The organism is Fodinicurvata halophila, assembly GCF_042651425.1.
GTDB lineage: Bacteria > Pseudomonadota > Alphaproteobacteria > Kiloniellales > DSM-21159 > Fodinicurvata > Fodinicurvata halophila.
This window is the reverse complement of sequence record NZ_JBHSCW010000011.1, coordinates 85,654-102,818: the sequence shown is the minus strand read 5'-3', so window position 1 is coordinate 102,818 and position 17,165 is coordinate 85,654. Positions and strand designations below refer to the sequence as shown.

Here is a 17,165-nt window from a genome sequence, read left to right as displayed (position 1 = left end):
AGAGAATACAATGCATGCGACCGCGGACGTGCGCGGACGTTAGATGTGAGTACGGCGTAAAAACAGGCATCTAGGACGGCAGGACTATCTGAGGTCAGGAGCCGCTCAGAACATCGTGCTGGCGATGGAAACCACGGCCCAGCTTCCGGAAATGCCAATCCCGATCCCGAGCAGGACACCGCGCAGGCTTGAAGTCTCATAGGTGCGAGGGAACAAGCTGACGCCAAGCTTTTCCCCCGCGACAGTTGCCAGATATCCGATGCCCAGAAACGCCGCCATCGAGGCGATCGCACCGGACAGAAAGGCAATGCTGGCACCGGCTCCCACGTCGACCAGCGCGCCGGACACTGCGGCGAGTGGTAGTGTCAGGCAGGCCATTGCCACGACCCAGCTCAACGAGAATTTTATAGCTGCGCTCAATGTTCCGCCTCCGTCTGTCAGAGCGGATCCAAGCCTGTTCCAGGTAATGATCCTGGGGCTTGGAGCAGATTCTAGCCTCAACGAGGAACTGCCGGCAACCATCAGCCCTTAACTTAGTGAAACTTAGTAACTGGTTGCGGCAACACTTCAAGGCAGGCTCGTTCCATGACGCCCCGACAAGAGCGTTTCGTTCAGGAATATCTTTTGGATCTGAATGCCACTCAGGCCGCGATCCGTGCTGGATACTCTGAAAAGACCGCGAATGAGCAGGGTGCACAGCTGTTGAAGAAACCCGAGATTGCGGCGGCGATCGATGCCGCCAAGGCTGAGCGCGCCGACCGGGCGGATATCGATGCCTTCTGGGTGTTGCGCCGCCTTGTCGATGAAGCGGAGGCCGATCTTGCCGATCTGTTCGACAAGGAGACCGGCCAGGTGAAGCCGGTTCACGAGTGGCCGGAGATATTCCGCAAGGGCCTTGTCCAAAGTGTGGAGAGTGAAGAGCTATATGAGGGCTCCGGCCAGGATCGCGAACACATTGGACGCGTACGCAAGCTCAGGTTTTCGGACCGACACAAGCGCACGGAGCTCATCGGTAAACACGTCGACGTGAACGCGTTCCAGGATCTCATAAAGCACAACATGCATGAAGACCTGGCCAAACGTCTCGAGCGGGCAGCTGAGCGTTGGGGGGCGCCCACAGCGCCTGTCCGTCCAGCTCCCCAGGCCGATGGAACGCCCCCGTCGCCCCAGAAGCCCGAGGTAAAGCCTCATCCACTCAACACTCGAATGCGCAAGGCGGGAAAGGATGATGAGGCCAGGGAAACGGACAGCAAGCGCCCGCAGCCGCAGGCCAGTGAAGATTGGAACAAGCCTGCACCGCCCGCCTACAGCCCAATCCTGTCGGACTGGCCCGAAGGTGTTGGCCACGTGGAATGCGACTACGCCTCGTTGGAAGACGGGCTTATAGGCAGTCGCAACAAAGGAGACAAAGACAAATGACTATGACTTCTACGGATATTTCCAAGAAGATCAGGGCCGTAAATGATGAGTTGCGGTCCCGTGAAGCGGAGTTTGATACTCGTTCCGCCGAGGTTGCCGATGGCGTGGAGGGCGCCGGCAAGAAAATAACTGAGGTGAATGCCGAGATCGAGCGCCTCAAGCTCGAGCGGCGCATTCTGGAGCGGGCACTCCAAAAGGCGGAAGAGGCTGAAACGGCTGAGAGGGTCAGGCTCGAGGCTCAGGAGTGTGAGCGGCACTTTAGCGCAGCCCAGGCCAACGCAAAGACGCTTCTGCAAACGGCTGAGAAAGCCGACAACCTCCTATCTGAACTGAATGTCGTATTGGATGAGCTGACCAACCAGGAAAAGGCGGTCTGGTCGGAACTCCGCCTGGCAAAAAAGCCGCCAGGAAACACTACTGTCGGACGTAGAGGGGTTGCCGACCGCGCAAGTACTCTTGTCACTGCGATGGCGAATGGGCAGTTCGTGTACCTGCATGACAAGCGCGGCATTGCCGATTTTGTCTCTATCGGCTGGGCTTACCTCCTGGAAGGCAGCGGCGAAAAGGACGCCAACTGAGATGAGCGATAACGATACTTCCAGCGAGGCGGCGTACGTCCTCTTCCCAGACGATGCCCCGAAAGGGGAGGGGGCGCCTGAATGGTTCGATGCACGCATAGATGCCGCTACACAGCGGCTGTCTGGGCAGCAGGGCGCATCCCCTAAGGCGGATGAAGCTACGGGAGACGACAGCTCCGAAGCTGCTGAGCAGCTGTTCAAGAATGAGCAGCAGTATAACGATCAGCCAGTGCGCGACTTTGTTTCCGGGTTTGCGCACTCGGCCGCGGCGGATGGTGATGCTGAGCGCGCTCAGGAACTCCTGGCGGCCGGCGATGCCCTCTCCGACGACTTCAAGGCTGCTGGTACGGATCCTGGTGCTCTGGATCAGGCTTTTCAGATCGTCAAGGACCGGCAGGCCGATACCGTCGCGGGTCCGATCTCGGAGGAAGCCGTGCAGGCGGAATACATGGAGAGCATGGAGCTTCTCCAGGCCGAGGGCGTTACTGAGGCCGATATCTCGGCAGCGCGTCAGTTCATAGATGACCTAGAGGTTGTTGCGCCGGGCACGAAGGCGACGCTTCAGGCAACAGGAAGCGGAAACGATCCCAAACTTGTTCGCCTGGTTATCCAGGAAAGTCGTCGTCGCGGATATGGATCATAAGGACGCGGGCTGCGTCTCAACGTGGGGGTGTTTCGTTGGTAAACTCAATCTCTGATTACGCGAAGTGGAAAGCGAAGCGCCAGAAACACGGTGTTGGCGGTGTAAAGATCGTCCTGGGCTCAGTCGAGGACCAGCCGGACAAGGTGGCAAGCGATATCAAGCTGGCCAACGAGTTCGGCCAGGTGACCGGCAATCCTATACCGCCCAAGGCGATGGTGAAGGAGTACCGGAATGTCTTCGAGCGCAAGATCGAGGAAGTCCGCATACAACAAACCCTCGCTGCTTCCCCCAAGCTGACAGATTGGCTGCACTCCCCTGACAATATCGCTCTTTCGCGTGACGATCTCGAGCGGTTGGCCTGGATGGAGCGCTTTGGCGTCGGTGCCGCTGAGGAAGAAGAGCGTTCGCGTTGGACGGCTGCGCTGGAGCGCAGGATCCGGACATTCCCGCAAGGCTACCAACAGTGGATGGCGTTTAATGCAGCGGAGCGCGCACAGGACCAGGACAGAAGCTTTGGCGAAATCCTGGGGGATCGAACGCAGGTTCAGGACGATGAGGGCAATGTTGTTGCGGAGCGCAGACTTCCCGGGCCTGACGATCTCTTCTTTGCAGGGTCGCGCTACCTGACCTCTCGCCTTTCCGGATTGATAGGAGGTGATCAGCAAGAGGCTGCGGCGGAATATCAGCGCACCGCCGGCGAGATGGCCGATCGGATCATGGAAATTCCCATGTCACCGGCCGCAGAGCGTGGGCGCGAACGCCTCTTTGCACCGGCCGAGCCCGAGCGGATCCGAGACTATAGGGCTGCGCTCGAGGCGTGGAATGGGGAGGGTGAGCCGCCCGAAAAACCCGAGGCGGCGAGCTGGGGTGAGCAGGCCTGGCTCGATACGGCCCAGTTTGTTCGCGCCTTTGCGGAACAGCCTGGCGATGCGCTTGCCTTTCTGACGGAAACGGCGGTCGAGAGCCTGCCTACCCTGGCGGCCGCCAGCGCCGTGACCCTCGCGACCCGAAACCCAAGTCTTGGCGCTGCTGTTTCGGGTGGGCTGTCCGGGACGGTTGAGGCCAGCATAGAGCCTGCACAGTTCTTCCGGGAGCGTGGTATCGATATCTCCACGCCTGAGGGCGCAATGAAGGCGATATCAGATCGCGCACTCATTCAGGAAGCCGCCGAGCGTGCCGGCCTGCGAGGGACGATAATTGGTGTTATCGACGGCCTCTCAGGTGGCATTGCGGGGCAGCGATTGGCGCAGTCGCCTGTTGGCGACATGGTGCTCCAGTCCATCGTTCAAGCGGGCCTGGGCGGGGCCGGAGAGGCCGGGGCGCAACTTGCGACAGACCAGACGGTTGATGTCCGTGAAGTTTTCGTTGAGGCACTGGCCGAGTTTGCAACGACACCCGTTGAGGTTCTCGGCGTTGGCGGTCGCGCTCTCGTAGATAACCGTCGCAAGGCCCGGGCCGCTGAAAACAGGAAACAGCTCTTCGAGGCTTTGTCCGGACAGGCGCAGTCCTCGAACCTGCGCAACCGCATGCCCGACAAGTTCCGCGAGTTTGTCGATCGGGCCACGGCGAACGGTCCGGTCGAGACGGTTTATGTCCCGGCCGAGCAGTTCAACGAGTATTTCCAGAGCCAGGGCATGGATCCGCACGCTCTGGCCGATGAGCTCGAGGGCGTGACGCGTGACGATCTCGACGTTGCCCTTGCTGCCGGTGGTGACCTGGCTATCCCGACCGCGACCTATGCGGCCAAGATGGCGGGCAGCGAGCATGACGCGTTCCTGATGGAGAACATGCGGTTCTCGCCCGACGAGATGACGGCGAGCGAGGCGGCGCAGTTCAACGAGAACGTCCAGGACATCATGCAGGAGGCCTGGGAAGAGGCTGAGCGGATCCGCCAGGACGAAGAGCAGTTCCGCTCCCACGAGCAGGAAATCTACGACACCATGGTTTCGCGCCTGCGCATGGCCGGGCGCTCAACGGACGTGGCCACGACCGAAGCCATGCTGTATCCCGCGTTCTATCGGGTGATGGCCGAACGCTCGGGCCTGTCGATCGATGAGTTCATGGAGCGGTATCCCCTGCCCCAGGTACAGGGCGACCTGCCTCAAGGTGCTGTGCCGCGTGACGTGGACGACATGACGCGGATGTTGGCCGAGGCCCGCGCGGCCAAGCCGCTGAACGTGCGGCGCGGCATGACGCTGACCGAATTCATTGACCAGTACGGCGGGATCAATGATCCGGGCGGCGAGTTGCGTGCCCGCGATGCCGAGACGATCCGGCGTGGCCGGGGCCGGAAGACGTTGAACCTGGCGCGTGACGCGAACGACCAGGATCAGGGCAACATCCAGGGCCATGGTCCCGATGATGTGGCCCGGGCCGCGATCGAGGCGGGATACCTGGCCGACAATCCCATTGCCCAGCAGTACAGGGCGGCGGTGGAGAGCGGGGAGCAGGAGCCGGACATTACCGGTGCCCTGTGGGACGCCATCGATCAGGAGCTGCGCGGCACGCCTCAGTATGCCGGCGAAAACGTCACGGCCGACGAAGCGGAGCGGTCCAACGAGTGGCTCGAGCAGTTCCTGGAAGAGCTCGATCGGGCCGGTGTGTCGCTGGACGATGACGATGCCACGATCCGGGCAGCGCTGCAGCAGCGTTACGGGACCGATGACGGGCAGATGTATAATCAGTCCGGAGAGATCGACACGTCGAGCGAGGCGTTCCAGCGCTGGTTCGGTGACAGCAAGATCGTTGATCGTCAGGGGCGTCCCAAGGTCGTTTATCACGGCACGCCCGATGCCAGGGATATCTATACGCAGGGATTTTCGACGGCCCAGGAGCGGCTCAACGATCTCGATCAGGAAGGTCCGTATTTCTTCACGGACAACATCTCCGTTGCACGAACCTATGCCGATGATACGCGGGCATTCGACTATCAGAACGCGGAGCCGGAAACGCTCGGTGTTTACGTGAAGATCGAAAATCCGCTGACAGTCAATGCCGGTGGCGCTGCATTTAGCGGGATGGATCCTGCGTCGTTTCTCGCGGCTATTCCTGACGGTCCTGCCCGCGACAATGCAGAGCGGGCGGTCAATTCAGTAATCCGGGAAAGTGGTGGGCGGCTCACAACGGATCAGGTCGGAAGCCTGGCGCGGCGCTTCGGGTTCGATGGCGTCGTGGTCAACAATGTCGTTGATGACTACCTGGGCGCAGGAAGGCCCGCGACCGTTTATATGGTCTTCGGCGCAACCAATGTAAAATCCGTCAACAACCAGGGCACCTTTGATCCGAACGATCCGCGCATTCTGTATCAGTCCGCCTATCACGGCACGCCGCACCTGTTCGAGAAATTCTCGACGGATCGCATCGGCACCGGTGAAGGGGCGCAAGCCTTTGGTTGGGGGCTGTATTTCGCGGGCCGGCGCGAGGTGGCGGAGCACTATCGCAAGGCGCTGACGGATACCGGCGGATTTTCCCGCGCTGTCAATCTGGCTGAGGAAATCGCTGCGGATCCGGAGTTCTTCGGGTTTGGTCCGGATGATCTTGATGCCGAAGGTATAGTCGAGGCATTTAGTGCTGACGGGAACAATGTTTCCGCACGTGATCTCCCTGATGGCAGCATAGAAGTTACTGTTGATGCAAGGCGGGCCACTGGTCACCCCGGCCCTCCTGGTGTTTTCACGATTGAAAACGGCACTGTAAACATAACCCAGGAGCCGAGCGGACGCCTGTTCGAGGTCGAGGTCCCGGATGACAGTGAGCTGTTGCTCTGGAATGCACCGTTGAGCGAGCAGCCGGCAGAGGTGCGCGAGAAACTCCTGCCTCTTCTCGATCGCGAGAATGAGGACCGCATTGCCGACCTTTCGACGGCAGCGGCGATCGCGCGCGGAGAGGATCTTACTTTCGAGGAAGTGTACGCAGGCATTGAGGCCCGCCTCGGCTCCGATCGCGCCGCTTCCGAAGCCCTGCGCTCTGCCGGCATTCCTGGTCACCGTTTCCTTGACGGCGCCTCTCGCAGCGATGGTGACGGTACATACAACTATGTGATCTATGACGACAGCCGGATCCAGGTTCGCGGATATGAACAGAACGACGAACGCGGTCCGCGCGGTTCGGTCCAGTTTCCGGGCGCAGGTATGGGCAATGGCGACACGGTCATTCGCCTGTTCGAGAGCGCGGACCTGTCCACCTTCCTGCACGAGAGCGGTCACTATTTCCTGACCGTGATGCAGGACCTGGCGCAGCGTGGCGAGGGTAGCTCTGTTGAGGATCTGGCCGCGGTCAAGCAGTGGTGGCGCGAGAATGCCGCCGCGGTGGCCCGTGATGCACGCCGCGCCATGCCCGAGGTCGAGGTCACGGCCGAGGATGTGATGAGCGCGATCGACGTGGGCGCGATCGATGATGAGGCCAAGGCCCGGGCCATCGATGTGGGCATGCAGGAACAGTGGGCCCGTGCCTTCGAAACGTATCTGATGGAAGGTAACGCGCCCTCGAGTGCCCTGCGTGGTGCCTTCGAGAAGTTCCGGGCCTGGCTGATCTCGGTCTATCAGCGCCTGCGCGGCCTCGATGTCAGCGTGTCGGCCGATCTGCGCCGGGTGTTCGATCGCATGATCGCCACGGATCAGGAGATTGCCGAGGCCGAGCGTCAGTCCGGCGCGACCGGTCCCGTATTCGCCTCGGCCGAGGAAATGGGCCTGACGGATCAGGAGTACGATCGGTTCCTGAAACTGCGCGCCGATGCGGAAGAAGAAAGCCGCCGTCGCCTGCTGCGCGAAACCATGGCGCCGATCCGTCGCCAGCAGGAGAAATGGTATCGCGACGAACGCGCCCAGGTTCGCGAAGAGGTCGAGCGCGAGGTCAACGCCTATCGGCACTATCGCGCCCTGGAATGGATGGGGAACCGGCGCTGGCTGGGAGACGGGGAGGTTAGGGACATGCCCGACATGCGCATGTCCAAGGATATTCTGGTCGATCGCTATGGCGCCGGTATCCTGAAAACCCTGCCTCGAGGGCAGCAGACCGTTTATGCCGTCGAGGGCGGCGCGGATCCCGATGAGATCGCGGGCTGGTTTGGCTTCGACAGCGGCGATGAGATGATCCGGGCCATGGAACAGGCCCCGCCGCGCAAGGAAGCGATCGAGGCCGAAACCGAGCGTGTCATGTACGAGCGCCACGGCGATGCGCTGAATGACGGAACGATCGAGGCCGAGGCCCTGGAGGCGGTCCATACCGATCGCCGTGGCGACTGGATCGCGGCCGAGCTGCGCGCCGTGACGGATGTTGCGGGATCCGATGCCGCCATGACGCTGAAACAGGCCCGCGAGACTGCCCGGCGTTCCATTGCCGGGATGCGGGTCCGTGACGCGATCAAGCCCAACCGGTTCCTGGCAGCGGAGCGCAAGGCCGGGGAAGAAGCCGAACGCCTGGGCCGAATGCTGGCGCGCGAGAAGATTTGGATGAACAACGCCCGGCGCCGGATCGCCACGAAGACGCGTGCTGCGCTGCGCGAGGAAGGCAGCGTCGACGCGCCGGCCAGCCAGGTCGACCAGGCGAACCGCTCGACGGCGAACTATAACCAGACGGTCCGTGATTTCATCATCGCCAAGCGGCGCCAGCTGCTGAACCATGCGCTCTACATGGAGAGCCGGAAGGTTGCGGAAGAGGTCGAGAAGGCCGAGAACTACGTCACGAAGCTGGGCCGCAAGAGCACGCGAGAGAAGATTGCGGGCGCCGGTCGGCGCGAGAATGCGCAGATCGATTACCTGGCCGCGATCGATGATATTCTCGAGCGTCACGACTTCCGGCGCATAAGTGGGCGCCAGGAAGAGCGTCGCGGGGCGCTGGCGGCGTTTGTCGAGGCCATGACGGCGGCAGGCCGGGAGAACGAACTCGCCATTCCTGAGGCCGTTTTGAGGGACACACAGCGCAAGCCCTACAAGACCCTGTCCGTCGAAGAGCTGCGCGGCGTGGTCGACAGCCTGAAAAACCTCGAGCACGTTGCCCAGCGCTGGAACAGGCTGATCGATGAGCAGCGCCAGCGGGATCTGGACGAGAGCGTCGACGATGTCGTGACGGCCTTTGCCGAGAACATGAAGGAACGCCCGCCCGGTCGGGTCGGATCGCGCGGTGAAGGCCTGCGGCGATCCGCGCGGCAGTACCTGGACCTGGTTCTCAACGCCAGCACCCTGTTGCGCGAAATCGACGGGTTCAAGGATTACGGCGCGGCGTACAAGAACATCAAGGAGCCGATCGATCACGCCATGGACCGGCTCTATCAGCGCCGGGAGCGGGCCGCGATCGACCTCGAGGGACTCTATGACGTCTATACCTCCGAGGAACGCCGGCGCATGTCGGTGCGGGAGTACATGCCGGAGCTGGGCTATTCCCTGTCCAAGTGGGAGCGGATCGCCGTGGCGCTCAACACGGGCAACGAGGGCAACTATCACCGGATGACCGACGAGCGCGTGAACGGTCACCTGACCGAGGCCCAGGTTAATGCTGTGCTGGAAACCCTGGATCAGCGCGACGCGGACTTCATTCAGTCCGTATGGGATTACCTCGAGACGTTCCGTGACGATATCAGCCGGCGCGAGCAGCGCGTGACAGGCGTCGAGCCGGAATGGGTCGAGCCCTCGCCCGTCACCATTGCCGGCAAGGAGCTGCGGGGCGGTTACTATCCGCTGCGTTACGATCCGCGCCTGTCCTCCCTGGCGCGCGACGATGACACGGCGCTGCAGACACAGTCCCTCCAGGCCGGCCGGTTCGGCAAGGCACAGACGCGCAACGGTCACCTCAAGGAGCGCGCCTCGTCTTCGGGGCGTTCGGTGGAGCTGGATATCTCGGTCCTGCACCGGCACGTCAACCAGGTGATCTATGACCTGGAGCTGAGCGAGCCGGTCGCGAACTCCTGGCGGATCCTCCAGGACACGCGGATCCGCGACGCCTTCATCAATGCCGGTCGTCAGCCGGACTTCGAAGCCCTTGAGATATGGCTGCAGGACGTGGGTAACGGGGAGCTGCGTGCGGCCGACCTGGTCAACCGGTCGACGCGCATGCTGAAATCGAACTTCACCGCGGCCAAGTTGGCCCTGAACCTGTCGACTGTGGCGATCCAGGTGACGGGCCTGGCGCAGTCGGCCGTGGTCGTGGGCAAGCAGAACATGCTGAAGGCGACGATGCGCACCGTGGTCAATCCATTCGCGTCGGGCGCGGACATTGCTTCGCGCTCGAGCTTCATGCGGCTGCGTCAGACCACGTTCAACAAGGATATCTACGACTTTTACAACGATCCGCGCATGGGACCGGCTGCGTCGCGCTGGGGCGACTTCCGCCGCGAGATCATGGGGCCGCTGTCGTTCTGGCTCATGACCAAGGTGCAGTTCTATGCCGTCGACGTGCCGACCTGGTACGCCGGGTATCAGCAGGGCCTGGAGATGTTCGGCCAGGATGAGGCGCAGGCCATTGCACACGCCGACGCTGTCGTGAAGCGCGCCCAGGCCTCGGGCTTGTTCTCGGACCGTTCGGCCGTCGAGCGTGGATCTGTGAGCCGCACGACGCGTCAGAACGAAGTGGTGCGGCTGTTCACGGCCTTGGGATCGTACATGTTCGCCAAGTTCAACGTCGCCTATGAACGCACGGCCCGGGCCCGGCGCGTGATCGATGAGGAAGGCATGTCGACGCGTTCGGCGCAAGAAGCCCTGTCCTGGGCCATTGACATGGCGTTCCTGTTCACGCTCGAAGCTATCTTGTACTCGCTGATCAAGGGGCGCCTGCCCGACGAGGACGACGATGATGATAGCTGGGGCGAGTTCCTGGCCCGTGAAACGGCGTTCTCTGTGCTGGGATCCATGCCGTTCGTGCGGGACATTGCCTCGGTATCCTCAGGGTTCGAGGGTGGTGGTGCCTATGGCGCGATCACGAAGGAATTCGCCGCGCCCTTCACGCAGGCCGGCCAGGGCGAGGTCGATCCGGCCCTGGTCAAGTCCGTGATCAACGCCACGGGCCTGGCGACCGGCCTGCCCTCGACACAGATCAACCGGGCCGTGGATGCGGCCTGGCGCGAGGCCGAGGGCGAGGACGTGTCGTTGGGTGAGTATTTTCTGGGTCGCAAAAGATAGGCTGTTATCGTACATTATAAACTAAAGTGAAGAATTTGCATTAAGGCCAATACGTTAGCTGAGAAAAGCGCGCGTTTCTCAGTAGGGATCAGAATATGCTAACGTCCATTTTCAGAAAGTGGCTGTCGAACCATTGCTCATTCGTGGTTACGTAAAGCAGCCTAAAGGACATGGGAATGGGAAATAGGTCCATATCCATTACGGTTCATCCATCATCGGAAAAGGGTGAGTACCTGACCGTCGAAGATGCTATGCGCCAAGTTCTGGATATGATTGAAACTGTAGAATGCTCAGAAAACCCTCATGAGGCCAAACGAAAGATTGTGTGGCGGCTCACCGAGGCTCACACAAACTCGCCACCATTTACCGTGACGGCGGAAGCATTCTCTAAAGATCCCGAGGTTTCTGTATCCCTAGAAGCCAGCAGGGTTATGGATCGCTTTAAGAATGATGTAACGCGTTTGTTTGATGGCGAGCCACCGCGTTGGATGGGCTCTGCCGCAGAAAAGGCGATACATCGGTTGCTGGCAAGGAACTTAAATGGCGTAGCTTACACAGGTGTCAATTTCGACGGGGAGCCTGCTTTCTCGGTCAATCCAGTGAGGGCCCAGAAAGCAATTGATGTAATTGAACGTAGCATCGACCAGGATATAGATGGCGAACGTACGGAAATGGGGACCGCCGAGGGTGAGGTCATTGGTCTTACCAAATATTACAGCTCCCCTGCTCTTATTGTTCGGGAGCGAATTTCCGGCACCAAGGTTTATTGTGTCTTATCTGAAGATCTGGCGGAGAAGATTGGCCCGGAGCATAGCTGGTTAGAGGCTTGGCAGGACCTAACACATAGGTTCAGCGGTGAGCTGGTTTATGGGAAGGATGGCTTCCTAAAGAGGATTATTGTCAGCCACCACGAACAGGTCGATTGGAAAGACATTTCCTTATCGCAATTGAAGGACGTCAATGTAATAGAGAATAAGTCCATTCAAGAGCACTTAGATGAATTCTGGGGGGAGAAACTTGGCTAGTCCCGCTCAAGTTTATTGGGATTCTTGCGCATGGTTAGGACTTGTGAATGGCGAAGAGTCTAGAAAGGCAGCGCTTGGCAACGTCTACGGACAGGCTAAGAAAGGGTACATCGAGATATGGACTTCAACCATATCAATAGTTGAGGCAAATAGGTTGGCGTCAGAAATGAAACTCTCAAAACCTATAGCGCCCGATAGCATTGAAGTATTTGATGATGTTTTCTTTCAGCCATTTGTGAAATTGGTCGCACTTGATATTCCTATTGCGCGAAATGCTCGAAAGTTGGTTCGTGAGACACCCAAGCTAAGCAAGAAGCCGGATGCAATACATCTTTCGACTGCCTTATTTTGGAGCATTCCAACTTTGCATACCTACGATGGAAATGATCTTCTACATCTGGATGGTGAGATGGAGTGTCGGGATGGGACAAACTTGAGGATTTGCGAGCCTGGAGACGAAACAGATGGGGGCTTGTTTGATCGATCAGTTTCCAAAGGCTCAAACTGATCGCTTCAACGAGAGGCTCTATGGAAGGTCGCGAAGAGGAAATCTCAACATACAAGCAGCTTGATAAGTAGGGCACGCATTGAGGGCATTAGGCCGGCGATCATGTGGCGTTCCGCAAGTAGCCGCCTGCCAAGACAGACCTTTAATGGATAGGTTGCGGTCTTGCGTTTCGGTATGGCTTGGTCGCGATCTGCCGGCCCAGGAAAGCGCGATTTTCGATCCTAGCGACAGGATTGAGAGCTTTGGCTTCGGGTGCGGCTATTGTTTGATCCTGTCCACACTGTCCGCACACTGAAGCTTGCCCATCGGTGTTGCGATTATCGCATCATGTTGCGAAACTACCAACGTGATTGCGATCTCTCCCACAGACACCTGATCCAGGCTCGAGGTAGCCTTCCTTATCGTTTGATGAAGGAGGCAATGCCATGAACACAGAGCATGAAGTGATCGCCCTGGGGTCTTTGTTTGAAGAGGCTATCCAGATTGCGAACCAGCGGATCGATGCCATTCCTGAGGATACCAGTCCCGAGGAAGAGCTGCGCGCTATTCAGGATGCCAGCACGGTTCCGGAGGTCATCGCATACCGTATCTCTGAGCTGCCAGCGGAGAGCGAACAGGGCCAGGCAGTGAAGCACAAAGCGCTCTCCTGGCTGGGCTGACCGGCAGCCAAACCAGTTCCCACTTGCGAGGCGAGGCTCGCTCCACTGCTTACCTATTGCTTACCCGGGATATGGAAGTTTCTGTATCCTGGGTAAGCTTTCTGGATAACATATTGTTTTTTATTGAAAAATAATGGTGGGCGCGGCTGGGATTGAACCAGCGACCCCTGCCGTGTGAAGGCAGTGCTCTCCCGCTGAGCTACGCGCCCTGTAAGATGGAATGGGGCTGTGTACTGACGCTTGTGCCGGCTGTCAAGGTGCCGACAAGGGGACGTGTCTGGTTTCAGATAGTTGTCTTGTGCTGGCACTGTGACGTAAGGTCATGACATAAGCTTGCCTTCGAGGAGCCCATCCATGGCCACCGAGCAGGACAACGAACAGGACGCTTCCCCGCAACAGGACCGTCTCAATCCCACCGTTTTCTACAGCTCGAGCATCGGCATCGTGTTGTTCGCGCTGTGGACGATGTTCTTCACGGAGACCGCCAGCGGGGTGATCAATGCCGTGCTGGCGTGGATTTCGAACAGTTTCGGCTGGTTCTACTTCCTCGCCGTGGTGGTCTACCTGATTTTCGTGATCGCGATCGGCCTGTCACGTTACGGCAAGCTCCGGCTCGGCCCGGCGCATTCCGTTCCAGAATTCAACGTGATCACTTGGGCCGCGATGCTGTTTGCGGCCGGCATCGGTATCGACCTGCTGTTCTTTTCCGTTGCCGAGCCTGTCACGCATTTCCTGGCCCCGCCGGAAGGCGACGCGGAAACCGTCGCGGCGGCGCGCCATGCCATGGAGCTCACGTTCCTGCACTGGGGGCTGTCGGGCTGGGGGATCTATACCCTGGTCGGCATGTCCCTGGCGTTCTTCAGCTATCGGCACGGGCTGCCCCTGACCATTCGTTCCGCCCTCTATCCGATCTTCGGCAAGCGGATCGAGGGGGCCATCGGTCACACGGTGGACACCGCCGCGGTGCTCGGCACGATCTTCGGCATCGCGACCAGCCTGGGCATCGGCATCATCCAGTTGAACTTCGGGCTCAGCTACATGTTCGGCATTCCGGAGAGCACGGCCACCCAGGCGGCGCTGGCGGTGCTGATCGTGATCTTTTCTGCTGTCTCCGCGGTCACGGGTGTGGACAAGGGGATTCGCCGGCTGTCCGAGTTCAACATGCTGCTGGCGCTGCTGCTTATGCTGTTCGTCCTGTTCACCGGCAAGACGCTGTTCCTGCTCAACGCCTTCGTGATGAACGCCGGGGACTACCTGTCCCAGTTCATAGACCTGTCGTTCAACACCTATGCCTATGATCCCCCCACCGACTGGCTGAATGCCTGGACGGTCTTCTTCTGGGCCTGGTGGATCGCCTGGGGACCGTTCGTCGGCCTGTTCCTGGCGCGCATCTCCCGCGGGCGGACCATCCGGCAGTTCGTGGCGGGAACGCTGATCCTGCCCATGGCCTTCATGATGGCCTGGATGTCCACCATGGGGAACAGCGCTATCGACATGGTCATGCACGGAACCGGCGTGGCCGATTTCGGCCAGCAGGCCATGGAGAACCCCGGCTCGGCCATCTATCTGTTCCTGGAGGGCATTCCATGGTTCGGGCTCACCACCGTGGTGGTGACCATCCTGGCCATCGTGTTCTTCGTTACCTCCGGGGATTCGGGCTCATTGGTGCTTTCCAACCTGACCTCGGTGCTGACCGATCCCAATCACGATGCACCGGCATGGATGCGTATCCTCTGGGCGGCGATCATCGGCGTGCTGACCCTGGCATTGCTGATCGTCGGTGGCCTGGGCGCCCTGCAGAGCGCTGTCGTCATCATGGGCCTGCCCTTCGCCTTCGTGCTGTTCCTGATGATGGCGGGGCTGTTCAAGGCACTCAAGGTCGAGGGCCTGAAGGAGGACAGCCACTACGGCAGCATGGCTGGGCATCTGTCCGGACGCATTGCACACGACGAGCAGGGCATTCTCAGCTGGCGGCAACGCCTGACCCGGGCCGTCAGCTTCCCCGGTCGCTCACAGATTGGCCGTTTCCTGCGCGAGGTGGGCAGACCGGCCATGGAAGAGATCCGTGAGGTGCTGAAAGAGAAAGGCTTTACCGCTCAGATCGGCGAAGGAGAAGGCAGGGACGCGCACCTGGCCCTCAACGTCAACCTGGGCGAAGAGCAGGATTTCACCTATCAGATCTGGCCACGCCCCTGTGCCATGCCGGCCTTCTCGATCCGCGACACGCACGCGGGCACGCACTACTACCGTCTCGAAGTGCATATCCTCGAGGGCAGCCAGGGGTATGACATCTATGGCTACACCAAGGAGCAGTTGATCGCCGATATCCTCGACCAGTTCGAGCGACACATGCTGTTCCTTCATGCGCAACGGGAGTCTCCCGGAACAAGCGCCGCCATGCCCGATGATCCCGAGACGGCGGCGCCGTGAGGCAGCACGAGGAGCCAAGCGATGAGCGAGCAGACATTCGATCAGTCCGTCGACTACATTGTCGTCGGGGCCGGGTCGGCCGGCTCCGTTCTGGCCAACCGGTTGAGTGCGGACGGCAGTAACCGGGTGCTCGTGCTGGAGTTCGGCGGCAAGGACAACTCCATCTATATCCAGATGCCCACCGCCTTTTCCATTCCGCTGAACAAGCCCCGCTTCGACTGGGGACTGCACACGGAGCCGGAGCCCGGCCTGCAAGGGCGGCGTATCCACCAGGCCCGGGGCAAGGTCATCGGCGGCTCGTCCTCGATCAACGGCATGGCATATGTGCGCGGTTGTGCCGGGGACTATGACGAATGGGTCGAGCGCGGGGCCGAGGGCTGGAGCTATGCCGATGTCCTGCCCTACTTCAAGCGTGCGGAAGACTGCCTGTACGGAGAGGACGAGTACCGCTCTACCGGCGGTCCGCTCGGCGTGTGCAACGGCAACAACATGAAGAATCCGCTGTATCGCGCCTTCATCAAGGCCGGTCGTCAGGCAGGATACGGCGAGAGCCGGGACTACAACGGTTATCGCCAGGAAGGCTTCTGCCGCATGGACATGACCGTGCGCGACGGTGTGCGCAGCTCGACCGCCAACGCCTATCTCAAACCCGCAATGAGCCGGCAGAACCTCCAGGTCGAGACGCACGCCCTGACGACGCGTATCCTGATGGATGGCAAGCGGGCGGTGGGCATCGAATACCAGAAGGACGGCAAAACGTATCGGATACAGGCTCGACGCGAGGTCATCCTGTCCGCCAGCGCGTTCAATTCACCCAAGCTGCTGATGCTCTCCGGGATCGGCCCGGCGGAGCATCTGAAGGAACACGGCATCGAGCCCGTGCACGACCTGCCGGGCGTCGGCCAGAACATGCAGGATCACCTGGAGGTCTGGGTCCAGCAGATGTGCACCCAGAAGATCACCCTGAACGGCTGGCTGAACCCGCTCGGACAGGCCTGGATCGGTGCCCGCTGGCTGCTGTTCAAGAGCGGCCTGGGGGCAAGCAACCACTTTGAATCCAACGGCTATATCCGCAGCCGTGCCGGCCTGAAGTATCCCGACCTGCAATACCATTTTCTGGCTGGGGCCATCGCCTATGACGGCTCCAGTGCCGCCAAGGGGCACGGCTTCCAGGTCCATCTGGGTGCCAACAAGCCAAAGAGTCGCGGATGGATGCGGCTGACCTCGGCGGACCCGGCGGCGGCGCCGGAACTGGTTTTCAACTATCTGCAGGAGGAAGAGGACAAGCAGTCCTATCGCAACGGCCTGCGCCTGACCCGGGAGATCTTCGCCCAGCCGGCCTTCGACCCCTATCGCGGCGAGGAACTGTCCCCCGGCAAGGACGTCCAGAGCGACGACGAGATCGACGAGTGGGTCGCACGGACGGCGGAAACCGCCTATCATCCCTGCGGCACCTGCCGCATGGGCTCGGGCCCGATGGCGGTGGTGGATCCGCAGTGCCGCGTCTACGGCATCGACAACCTGCGTGTCGTCGATTCCTCGATCATGCCCACGGTGACCAATGGCAACATCAACGCACCGACGATCATGATTGGCGAGAAGGCTGCGGATTCCATTCTCGGCCGCGATCCCCTGGCCCCTTCGGAAGCCCCGGTGTACGCCCCCTCGGATTGGCAGGAGCACCAGCGCGAGACCGCGCCGGAGCGGCCGGGAACGGAGCAGGCCGGATCATCGTGAGGCATCGTCGTGGTCGGGAGGCGCCCTGCCGGTGTAAGCCGGTAGGGCGCCTCCC

10 protein-coding genes and 1 tRNA gene are annotated in these 17,165 nt (G+C 60.5%); 9 read left to right on the top strand and 2 right to left on the bottom strand.

What is annotated here, in order from left to right; genetic code table 11:
• Positions 1–105: 105 nt before the first annotated feature.
• On the bottom strand, positions 106–420 hold the full coding sequence (locus tag ACFOW6_RS16625; RefSeq protein WP_382423551.1) for a hypothetical protein: 315 nt from the start codon (positions 418–420) through the stop codon (positions 106–108).
• A gap of 165 nt (positions 421–585) precedes the next feature.
• On the opposite strand from ACFOW6_RS16625, the gene ACFOW6_RS16620 reads away from it, so the two are divergent.
• The 7 genes from ACFOW6_RS16620 to ACFOW6_RS16590 all read left to right on the top strand — a co-directional run bounded on the left by ACFOW6_RS16620 (position 586) and on the right by ACFOW6_RS16590 (position 12,943).
• The gene (locus ACFOW6_RS16620) at positions 586–1,419 is read left to right on the top strand and encodes a terminase small subunit (RefSeq protein WP_382423550.1); all 834 of its coding nucleotides are present in this window, start codon (positions 586–588) and stop codon (positions 1,417–1,419) included.
• Complete coding sequence (locus ACFOW6_RS16615) at positions 1,416–1,997, top strand: hypothetical protein (RefSeq protein ID WP_382423549.1); 582 nt, start codon at positions 1,416–1,418, stop codon at positions 1,995–1,997. The genes ACFOW6_RS16620 and ACFOW6_RS16615 overlap by 4 nt, the downstream gene beginning before the upstream one ends.
• A gap of 1 nt (position 1,998) precedes the next feature.
• Positions 1,999–2,640 carry a hypothetical protein gene (locus tag ACFOW6_RS16610; protein ID WP_382423548.1) on the top strand — a complete coding sequence of 214 codons (642 nt, stop codon included), beginning with the start codon at positions 1,999–2,001 and terminating at the stop codon, positions 2,638–2,640.
• A 35-nt stretch (positions 2,641–2,675) separates the two neighbouring features.
• Positions 2,676–10,751 (top strand): ADP-ribosyltransferase-containing protein, encoded by an 8,076-nt coding sequence (locus ACFOW6_RS16605; protein WP_382423547.1) that lies wholly within the window; start codon positions 2,676–2,678, stop codon positions 10,749–10,751.
• A gap of 176 nt (positions 10,752–10,927) precedes the next feature.
• Positions 10,928–11,776: a hypothetical protein gene (locus tag ACFOW6_RS16600; protein WP_382423546.1), complete on the top strand. Its 849-nt coding sequence runs from the start codon at positions 10,928–10,930 to the stop codon at positions 11,774–11,776.
• Entirely contained in the window at positions 11,769–12,284 is a 516-nt protein-coding gene (locus ACFOW6_RS16595) for a type II toxin-antitoxin system VapC family toxin (protein ID WP_382423545.1), read from the top strand. The genes ACFOW6_RS16600 and ACFOW6_RS16595 overlap by 8 nt, the downstream gene beginning before the upstream one ends.
• Before the next feature lie 425 nt (positions 12,285–12,709).
• On the top strand, positions 12,710–12,943 hold the full coding sequence (locus ACFOW6_RS16590; RefSeq protein WP_382423544.1) for a hypothetical protein: 234 nt from the start codon (positions 12,710–12,712) through the stop codon (positions 12,941–12,943).
• Between the two features lie 134 nt (positions 12,944–13,077).
• On the opposite strand, the gene ACFOW6_RS16585 is transcribed toward ACFOW6_RS16590, so the two are convergent.
• Positions 13,078–13,152: transfer RNA gene (locus ACFOW6_RS16585), tRNA-Val, on the bottom strand.
• Positions 13,153–13,297: 145 nt separating this feature from the next.
• Here ACFOW6_RS16585 and betT point away from each other — a divergent pair.
• Both betT and betA read left to right on the top strand, forming a co-directional pair.
• Positions 13,298–15,373, top strand: a complete 2,076-nt coding sequence (betT, locus tag ACFOW6_RS16580; protein WP_382423543.1) for a choline BCCT transporter BetT — start codon at positions 13,298–13,300, stop codon at positions 15,371–15,373.
• 21 nt (positions 15,374–15,394) lie between these two features.
• Positions 15,395–17,110 (top strand): choline dehydrogenase, encoded by a 1,716-nt coding sequence (betA, locus tag ACFOW6_RS16575; RefSeq protein WP_382423542.1) that lies wholly within the window; start codon positions 15,395–15,397, stop codon positions 17,108–17,110.
• The last annotated feature ends 55 nt before the right edge of the window (positions 17,111–17,165 follow it).